The following is a 3890-nucleotide window of genomic DNA, read 5'->3' as shown; positions in this document are numbered from 1 at the left end:
ACTCGATACCAATCTACCACTGATATTCCAGCAGATTATCTTTATTTCGCGTAGGATTATAATTGGGGACAATTTCCTGAAGCTTCATTATAATTTTCTCTGCATCACCCTCTAATGCCAACTCCTCTAATTCTGAAATACCTTTAGCTAATTTTTCACCATCCACTTCACCAACCCTGGCAATAAATATTTTTTCATGAGAGGTATGGCTGGAGGCATTACTTTTTTCTTCCTCAGTCATTAATTCTTCAAATAACTTTTCTCCCGGTCTTAAGCCCACTATTGTTATGTCTATATCTTTATTGGGCTCAAAACCCATTAGTTTAATCATATCAACCGCCAGATCATAAACCTTGATTGGTTCACCCATATCCAATACAAAAACCTGGCCACTATCTCCTAATACTCCTGCCTGAATAACCAATTGGCTGGCCTCAGGTATAGTCATAAAATATCTTTTAACTTCTTTATCTGTAACTGTAACCGGGCCACCTTCGGCAATTTGCTTCCTGAATAATGGTACTACGCTTCCGCTGCTTCCCAGGACATTTCCAAAGCGTACTGCCATAAACCTCGTTTTGCTTTTATTTCCATAATCTGTCATAATCATTTCGGCAATTCTCTTACTGACACCCATCACACTGGTTGGGTTAATTGCTTTATCTGTGGAAATCATAATCATTCTTTCAGCCCCATATTTGTCAGCCAAAGCAGCTATATTTTTTGTACCAATAATATTATTCCATATCGCCTCTTCCGGGTAATATTCTAAAATAGGTACATGCTTATGAGCTGCGGCATGAAAAACTACAGCAGGCTTTTTTGATTGAAAAATATTTTTTAACCTGGGTTTATTTGTTATATTCAATAATAAAGGGACTAATTCTACATTCTTATATTTATTTCTTAGCTCATAAAAAATACTGTATAGATTATTCTCACTATTATCCAATAATATCAATGTACCCGGATGAAACTGGCTTACCTGTCTTGCAATTTCACTGCCGATAGAACCGCCAGCTCCGGTTATTAAGACCGTTTTTTCAGTTAAATATTCAGAAATAGTTTTTATGTTCAGATTAACTTGCTCTCTACCTAATATATCCTCAATCTCTATATTCCTGACTTTGCTATAACTCACATTACCATCAACTAATTCATACAATCCGGGTAGGGTTTTTATATCAACACTCTTCTTAGGAATTCTATTAACAATCCTTTTTATTTGTTTCCCGCTTGCAGAGGGCATGGCGATTATAATCTGGTCAACATTTTTATTCTGAATTAATTGTGGAATATCTTCTGTTGTTCCTAATACCCTTCCACCATGAATATTCATTCCGGTTTTACTCTTATCATCATCCACAAATCCAATTAAATTACCCAAATTAGGACGCCTGGATATTTCCCTGGAAATAACATCACCAGCATCTCCTGCTCCTACTACTAAAATCCTGTTATTTCCCTTTTTCATTTTCAATCTATTTTCATGATAAAATCGCCAAAATATCTTATTACCAATCAATGTGGATAAGCTAAAAAAGAAAAAAAGAAAAATAACTGTTCGTGGTATATTTCCACCAAAAGGTAAAAAGCGAAGATACATGGTAAAAAAAGTAGTAAGTGCCACTACCAGGATAATATGAAACATCTCTTTAATGCTTATATATCGCCAATAGAAATTATATAAACGAAATATTGAAGAAAAAATCAGATAGGCAATAATTATAAATATAATATTTTGTTGATAAATAAAAAAATATTGCCTTAAATCATAACCAAAGCGAATAGCAATAGCTAATAGTAAAGCAATATTAAGAAAACAAATATCAATAAAAATCCATATATATTTATTATTTATTCTAAACATAATACGATTATAATCTCAGACTATCTTAACTGCAAATATTTTACCTTATTTAATTATCCAGAAGGCTGGGTCTTTTTCGCAATGTAGGTTTTGCCGTTGAACGCTCTCTATACCTGTTCAGCCTTCTTATTCGGTACCTTGTTTATTTTATTATTATTTTAATAAGTTTATGTGTATAAGTCTAATGGATGGAGTGAAGCGACCGAAGCAGCATCACTCCACCAACATTTCCTGTAAAACTCTCTTTACTTTAAGAATTGTTTCTTTGTTTAATTTTCCAAGCTTCTTTACAAATCTTTTTCTATCAAGGGCTCGTATCTGGTCTAATACAACCCAGCCCTTTTTATCTTCGAATTTAATTGGGATTCTAGTAGGATAAGAATGTGAGCGAGTAGTCATAGGGGCAATGATGATTGTAGATATATTATCATTCATTTCATTTGGAGATATAACTACACATGGACGTACTTTTTTAATTTCATGACCAATAGTAGGATCTAAAGAAATTAGAAAAATATCATATTGCTTAATTACCATTCCCAATCTTCCATTTCTAAGTCAATCTTTTCATTAATTAGTAATTTATCTTCTTCTTTTTTCTTCATTATTTTAAAATATTTATGCCAATCTTTTCTTGGCTTATTTTTGATAGGTTTTATAGTTATACTATCTCCTCTTACTTCTAAAGATACTTCTTCTAAAATATTACATTGTTCCAATATTGCTTTTGGAATTCTCAAACCTTTTGAATTTCCAATTGGTATTATTGTTGCTTTCATTTTCATCACCTTATGTATGAATATAATTTATATATAATTATAATGTAATTACATCCGAAAATCAAATAAAATTCAATCTTGCTGTGTATTATCCATGTACTAAACAAAAAGCATTACTTAAGTCTTGCCGTTTTTTGTTACTCATTTCCTGAAGTTGTGCCTTTTTCTTTTATCTTGCAACTTGCATCTTCTAATTCTTATATTATATTTATATTTTCACGGTATACTCTTTTATACTCTTTTGACTTGATACTCGATAATGTTTATTATTTTTAACTTTTGGATTTACGGTTTAATCGAAGCAAATTTACTGTTGGATTACTTTCTTTTATAAATTGTTAAATTGATCGATATTCAAACCAGCTTGCTTAATTAATTTCTTTAAAATACCTATTTTCATAACCTCCAACCAACCTTCGATTGCTTCCGCAATATTTACCTTTAATTCTTCAATAGATTTACCTTGACTTAAACATCCCGGCAAAGCCGGCACTTCTCCAACATAATAACCAGATTCATTTTTCTCGACAGTTACTTTGAATATTATATTAACACCTTCTTCTAATTAATAATTACCTTAATTTCTTTGTTCATACCATTTTATAAGAACGTTTAAAACCTTAGTCCTAATATATTTTAATCACTTTCTAAATCCTTATAAAATTCTTTAACATTGCCAGCTTTAAAATCCCCTTTTTTATAATTAGAACTGGCTTCTTTGGCTTTTATGGCAATAATTTCTCTTTTTGTTTCAATAATCTGTTTCTTTAAAATTTCTAATGCATATTCTTTTTCTTCAATCGGTAAATGCTTAAAATTTTCAATTACCTTTCTTAGAGTTATATTACTCATTGCTTGTATGCATACCTCCTCTCCTATCCAATTAATTTTAAAATCATGAACCTCCCCCTCATCCTGACCCTCTCCCTCCGTGGGGAGAGGGGAATAAATATAAAAATGTTTGTTTTTGGTTTATTGTTTTTTCACGTTATACGGCATACGCTTTTCATACTATATACAAAATTAACTAGCAGACTGTTCGATTTTCTTTTTTTCTTGAATTTTTGTATTTTGACTAAAAACCGCAAACTGTAAACTGAAAACGAAATTTTTATCTTGCAACCCACTCTCCGTATTTTTTTCTTTTGTATTTGACAGGTAGACCGGGTGACTGGCAGACAGGTAGACCAATTTTACTCATTACTGAATTAATAGTAATTCACTATCTACTATCTACCAAC

5 protein-coding genes are annotated in these 3890 nt (G+C 31.4%); all 5 read right to left on the bottom strand.

The window, feature by feature from the left end; translation table 11 throughout:
* Positions 1–13 precede the first annotated feature (13 nt).
* The gene (locus tag PHQ99_08050; protein ID MDD4289522.1) at positions 14–1870 is read right to left on the bottom strand and encodes a nucleoside-diphosphate sugar epimerase/dehydratase; all 1857 of its coding nucleotides are present in this window, start codon (positions 1868–1870) and stop codon (positions 14–16) included.
* 213 nt (positions 1871–2083) lie between these two features.
* Positions 2084–2407 carry a type II toxin-antitoxin system PemK/MazF family toxin gene (locus PHQ99_08045; protein ID MDD4289521.1) on the bottom strand — a complete coding sequence of 108 codons (324 nt, stop codon included), beginning with the start codon at positions 2405–2407 and terminating at the stop codon, positions 2084–2086.
* Complete coding sequence (locus PHQ99_08040) at positions 2401–2649, bottom strand: AbrB/MazE/SpoVT family DNA-binding domain-containing protein (protein ID MDD4289520.1); 249 nt, start codon at positions 2647–2649, stop codon at positions 2401–2403. The genes PHQ99_08045 and PHQ99_08040 overlap by 7 nt, the downstream gene beginning before the upstream one ends.
* A gap of 328 nt (positions 2650–2977) precedes the next feature.
* Entirely contained in the window at positions 2978–3196 is a 219-nt protein-coding gene (locus PHQ99_08035) for a type II toxin-antitoxin system HicB family antitoxin (GenBank protein ID MDD4289519.1), read from the bottom strand.
* A gap of 89 nt (positions 3197–3285) precedes the next feature.
* On the bottom strand, positions 3286–3501 hold the full coding sequence (locus tag PHQ99_08030) for a hypothetical protein (GenBank protein ID MDD4289518.1): 216 nt from the start codon (positions 3499–3501) through the stop codon (positions 3286–3288).
* Positions 3502–3890: the final 389 nt, after the last annotated feature.

It is taken from the genome of Atribacterota bacterium, from assembly GCA_028703475.1.
GTDB lineage: Bacteria > Atribacterota > Phoenicimicrobiia > Phoenicimicrobiales > Stramentimicrobiaceae > JAQVMU01.
The sequence above is the reverse complement of the archived record's forward strand: the minus strand, read 5'-3'. Positions and strand labels throughout refer to the sequence as shown.

What these genes read in the sequence shown, in the direction of transcription:
- PHQ99_08050 (MDD4289522.1), bottom strand. Translation starts at nt 1,870, where the DNA reads ATGTTTAGAATAAATAATAAATATATATGGATTTTTATTGATATTTGT.
- PHQ99_08045 (MDD4289521.1), bottom strand. Translation starts at nt 2,407, where the DNA reads ATGGTAATTAAGCAATATGATATTTTTCTAATTTCTTTAGATCCTACT.
- PHQ99_08040 (MDD4289520.1), bottom strand. Translation starts at nt 2,649, where the DNA reads ATGAAAGCAACAATAATACCAATTGGAAATTCAAAAGGTTTGAGAATT.
- PHQ99_08030 (MDD4289518.1), bottom strand. Translation starts at nt 3,501, where the DNA reads ATGAGTAATATAACTCTAAGAAAGGTAATTGAAAATTTTAAGCATTTA.